Raw genomic sequence first — 4,077 nt, 5'->3', positions numbered from 1 at the left:
AAACCTACTTCACTCTTTTCTTTGCTGCGGACTAAAGTCCTCACTACAAACCTACTTCACTCTTTTCTTTGCTGCGGACTAAAGTCCTCACTACAAACCCGATCGACCAAAGTATAAAAAATCGGTTTCTGATGACACAAATTCCGCCCTTTTATGTTATATTAGATTGACTAACATCAGGCATGAATGTCAGAAATCAGGTTTCTAGTGACAGACTAAAGTAAAATCCTCTATTTTTTGTCAAGAAACCCGCTTGAGAAGCTTTTGCTGAGAATGGTGCAAAATATCAGGTTGAGCGAAGGGTTACGCAGGCGAATTTGTTGGGTGTGAGTGCCTCAGCCCAACCTACTTTGTGAGAGAATTTTGCCCTAGCTCTGGGTTATTTTTATGAGTTGTAAGGATTCCCGTACTTATTGACGCAAGAATCCTTCCCAGGAATGACCCAAAAGTGTCAAAATTAAGATAGTCCTGCGAAAAACAGGGAAAATGAAATCCAGCCCGTACAGGCTGGTAAGGCAGAATTAATTCCTCGCTTGTCAAGCTTGCAGTTGGTCGCCGACGGTTCGTCGCATTTAATCTCAACAGTAATTATGAAAGATCTGACTCGTTATCGAAATATTGGCATCTTCGCCCACGTGGATGCTGGCAAAACCACCACAACTGAAAGAATCCTGAAGCTGACAGGCAAAATCCACAAAATAGGTGAAGTTCACGAAGGCGCGGCGACGACTGACTTCATGGAACAGGAGCAAGAGCGCGGTATTACGATTCAATCCGCTGCTACTACCTGTTTCTGGAACGAGCATCAGCTCAACATCATCGATACTCCCGGACACGTCGATTTTACGATCGAGGTTTACCGTTCTCTCAAGGTTCTCGATGGTGGTATCGGTGTGTTCTGCGGTTCCGGTGGAGTTGAACCGCAATCGGAAACTAACTGGCGCTACGCTAACGATTCTAAAGTTGCTCGTATCGTCTACATCAATAAGCTCGATCGCACGGGTGCAGATTTTTACCGAGTTGTCAACCAAGTCGATAAAGTCCTAGCAGCTAAACCAATGGTAATGGTTTTGCCGATCGGCATTGAAGAAAAGTTTTGCGGCGTGGTCGATTTGCTGACCCGCAAGGCATGGATCTGGGATGACTCCGGCGATCCGATGAACTACACAATTAAGGATATCCCCGCCGATATGGTCGATGATGTCGAGAAATACCGCGAACAGTTGATCGAACTCGCCGTCGAGCAGGACGATCACCTGATGGAACAGTACCTCGAAGGAAACGAGCCGAGCATCGAAGACCTCAAGCGCTGCATCCGCAAGGGTACCCGCGACATGGCATTTTTCCCCACCTACTGCGGCTCGTCGTTTAAGAATAAAGGCGTGCAGTTGGTACTGGATGCTGTGGTTGACTACCTCCCGAACCCGATGGAAGTTACGCCTCAGCCCGAGGTGGATCTCGAAGGCGAGGAAACAGGCAATTTTGCGATCGTCGATCCAGAGAAGCCTTTGCGTGCGCTGGCATTTAAAATTATGGACGATCGCTTCGGCGCTTTAACCTTTACCCGCTTGTACTCCGGTAAGATATCCAAAGGCGACACCGTACTCAACACCGCCACAGGCAAGACCGAGCGCATCAGCCGTTTGGTAGAAATGCACGCCAATTCTCGCGAAGAAATTGACTCAGCTCAAGCCGGCGACATTGTGGCGATCGTAGGTATGAAAAACGTCCGCACCGGACACACCATCTGCGACCCCAAAAATCCCGCAACCCTAGAGCCGATGGTGTTCCCAGAACCCGTCATCTCCATTTCGGTCAAACCGAAACTCAAAGGAGGCGAAGAAAAAATGGGAGCAGCGCTCACCAAGATGGTACAAGAAGACCCATCTTTCCACATGGTGACAGACGAAGAAAGTGGCGAAACCATCCTCAAGGGCATGGGCGAACTGCACCTCGACATCAAAGTGGACATTCTGCGACGCACCCACGGCGTCGAGGTAGAAGTTGGCGAACCGCAAGTAGCCTACCGCGAGTCCATCACCAAGCGCCTCGAAGACAACTACACCCACAAGAAGCAATCTGGTGGTTCCGGTCAATTTGCGAAAATCGGCTATATCGTCGAACCCGGTGAAGTGGGAAGCGGCTTCGTGTTCGAGTCAAAAGTAACTGGCGGTAGCGTACCGAGAGAGTATTGGCCAGCGGTACAAAAAGGCTTCCAAAGCTGCATCGATGTGGGCGTCTTGGCTGGTTTCCCCTGCTTGGACTTGAAATTCACCCTGCTGGATGGAGGTTTCCACCCGGTTGACTCTTCAGCAATGGCCTTTGAAATTGCAGCCAAAGCCGCCTACCGCCAATCTGTACCCAAGGCTGGGCCTCAGTTGTTGGAACCGATCATGAATGTCGATGTCTTCACTCCAGACGATCACATGGGCGATGTCATCGGCGACCTCAACCGCCGCCGGGGGATGATGAAATCCCAGGAAACCGGACAAACAGGCGCGCGGATTAAGGCTGATGTCCCGTTGAGCGAAATGTTTGGCTATATTGGCGATTTGCGTACCATGACTTCTGGGCGCGGCCAGTTTTCCATGTCTTTCTCGCACTATGCTCCTTGTCCGAGCAATATCGCTGAGGAAGTGATCAAGGATGCCAAAGAGCGTCAAGCTGCTAAGTAAGTAGTGTGTTGAGTGCGATCGAATAGTGCGATCCTACTCCACGAACAAGTAGCCAGAAACCGGGTTTTTTTACGAAAATCTTCGCCGCAGCGACGAGATTAGGGAAAAAACCCGGTTTCTTCGATATATATTTATGCGAGGTAGCCAGAAACCGGGTTTTTTTACGAAAATCTTCGCCGCAGCGACGAGATTAGGGAAAAAACCCGGTTTCTTCGATATTTATGCGTCCACGAATCTTAATTTTATCTGCGTTGATTTGCGTTGATTTGCGGTTTCGGGCGATCGCAGATTGATGCAATAAGTCAAATATCATATTTGCTAACATACAATTAATAATTTAAAACCGAGGCAGGTAGCCATGACAGCCACCCTAATCCAGAATCAAACTAGCGGAATTCTGCTAAACAACATTAGCTGGAAAACCTACGAATCACTGCTGAACGAGTTAGCCCAACAGAGAGGAATTCGCCTGACTTACGATCGAGGTAAATTAGAAATTATGAGTCCATCAGCACCACATGAAAAGTCTGGAGAATTATTAGGGAATTTTGTTGAAGTTCTCACTGATGAATTAAATGTTGACATTTGCAGCCTGGGATCGCTAACCTGCAAGCGGCAAGATTTGGCACGGGGGTTAGAACCTGATAAATGTTACTACATTCAGAATGAAGATACTGTCTGGAATAAAGAACAAATCGATCTCAATGAAGATCCACCACCAGATTTAGCTATTGAAATTGACATTACCAGCAGTTCTATCGTTCGTCTCGAACTTTACGCAAGTTTGGGCGTACCTGAAGTTTGGCGCTACGATGGCAATCGTTTAATTATCTATCAGTTAGAAGGCAATGAATACGCAGAGTGCGAGGTTTCTCCGACTTTTCCTTTTTTGTTGAAGTCTGAAATGCTGCGGTTTTTGGAATTGAGGAAGACTACAAAAGAAAAGGCTTTGTTGCGGTTGTTTCGGGAGTGGGTGAGGATTCAAATTCAGCAAGGGGAATAGAAGGGCGATCGCGCAGATCGCCCAGATTGCAACATCACACCGCTAATTTTTGCTGGCGCTTGCGCCTCGCAGCGATCGCACCAACTCCTAACAATGTCGCCAATATCGAAGAAGGTTCCGGTACTTTAGTCTCTCCCTCGATCGCCATAGCGTCATTGTTGCATTCTTCAAGTAAACTAGCAGTATAACTTCCAACAGGCAGCAAAGATTTATCAAACTTAAAGCCAATAGTTTGGCTGCCGCGGGGAAGTATACCGAGAGCAAAACCGGCAGCAGCTAATTCTGCATCGCCAACCATCGTAACCCACATTCCGCAGATGTGGGTCGGATTTTTTTATCAGTTGTGAAAACTTGGAAGCCAAACGCTTTTGGGCTGAAATTATGCAGTGTTAGCCTTAC

The 4,077-nt window shown here is 47.7% G+C and carries 3 protein-coding genes; 2 read left to right on the top strand and 1 reads right to left on the bottom strand.

Features of this window, described 5'->3' with window-relative positions; genetic code table 11:
- Positions 1 to 590 precede the first annotated feature (590 nt).
- Together fusA and JGK39_RS24150 are read left to right on the top strand one after the other, a co-directional pair.
- The gene (gene fusA / locus JGK39_RS24155) at positions 591 to 2,675 is read left to right on the top strand and encodes an elongation factor G (RefSeq protein WP_293257219.1); all 2,085 of its coding nucleotides are present in this window, start codon (positions 591 to 593) and stop codon (positions 2,673 to 2,675) included.
- Between the two features lie 358 nt (positions 2,676 to 3,033).
- The gene (locus JGK39_RS24150; RefSeq protein WP_293257216.1) at positions 3,034 to 3,678 is read left to right on the top strand and encodes a Uma2 family endonuclease; all 645 of its coding nucleotides are present in this window, start codon (positions 3,034 to 3,036) and stop codon (positions 3,676 to 3,678) included.
- Between the two features lie 34 nt (positions 3,679 to 3,712).
- Here JGK39_RS24150 and JGK39_RS24145 read toward each other — a convergent pair whose 3' ends face one another.
- Positions 3,713 to 3,988, bottom strand: coding sequence for a PEP-CTERM sorting domain-containing protein (locus JGK39_RS24145; protein ID WP_293297666.1), 276 nt, complete (start codon positions 3,986 to 3,988; stop codon positions 3,713 to 3,715).
- Between the last annotated feature and the right edge of the window lie 89 nt (positions 3,989 to 4,077).

The sequence above is a fragment of the Microcoleus sp. PH2017_12_PCY_D_A genome (assembly GCF_020738565.1).
Lineage (GTDB): Bacteria > Cyanobacteriota > Cyanobacteriia > Cyanobacteriales > Microcoleaceae > Microcoleus.
Note: the sequence above shows the minus strand (reverse complement) of the source record. Positions and strands in the feature narration are given on the sequence as shown.